This window comes from Mesorhizobium sp. M1409, assembly GCF_040317535.1.
Taxonomy (GTDB): Bacteria; Pseudomonadota; Alphaproteobacteria; order Rhizobiales; family Rhizobiaceae; genus Mesorhizobium.
This window is the reverse complement of sequence record NZ_JAMYKV010000153.1, coordinates 1-826: the sequence shown is the minus strand read 5'-3', so window position 1 is coordinate 826 and position 826 is coordinate 1. Positions and strand designations below refer to the sequence as shown.

Annotated in this window: 1 protein-coding gene; it reads right to left on the bottom strand. The window is 61.6% G+C overall.

All coding sequences use genetic code 11. From position 1 onward, the window contains the following. Positions 1 to 782: acyltransferase family protein (locus tag NKG99_RS35785; protein ID WP_352874180.1), on the bottom strand; the 782-nt coding region annotated here is incomplete at its 3' end. Between the last annotated feature and the right edge of the window lie 44 nt (positions 783 to 826).

The window sequence follows — 826 nt, the reverse complement described above, 5'->3', positions numbered from 1 at the left end:
AGCAGCTTGCCCAGTCCGTAGTCGCCGCCAAACGGCAGCGCCGCCAGAAGCAGCGCCAGTGCCAGATACAGGATCGGCCGTGGCTGGCTCTGATGCACGACGCCCGCCAGCAGCATGCCGCACAGGAATATCTGCATCTTCAGCGCCAGGAACGACGGCATCGGAAAATGGACCGACAATCGGCCCAGCGCAAACACGATGATGCAACCAACCGCGGCGACCAGCCCGGCGCTTCTTATCCAGTCGAACCTGCGCACCAACAGCATAATGGCCGGGAAGGCCGCGTAAAACTGCATCTCCAGTCCCAGGCTCCAGTCGGGGAGCGGCGTGCGGTAGGCGAAGCCTGGCAGCAGGCCGAACAGGAACGTCAGATGCGCGACGATGTTCTTCGGGCCGCTGTCGAGATAGCGCTCGGGCGCCTGGTGCGACCTCGACAGGAAATCGTCGATGATTATCCTGGAACCGTAGAGATAGGGGCCAAGCGCGAGTGCCAGCAAAAGCATGACGTAGAACAGCGGCGCGATCCTGAAGTAGCGTCGCGCCCAGAATTTCAGCCAGGTTCCCGGTCTTTGCCAGGGCTCTTTGTCCTGGCGCAGCTGATAGTGGAACACCATCAGGAAGCCGGACAGCATGATGAAGAGATCGACGCCGAGATCCGGCTCGCCGACGATGGGAACACGCCAGCCGGTCAGAAGCAGGCAATGCCCGACAAGGACCCAGATCGCCGCGAGCGCCCGAAGCCCGTCGAGGCATTCGATGCGCGATGACCTGATATCTGTCATTGCGGACTCCGAGATAGTAATGTTGCAGTGCAGCATGGCGGCTG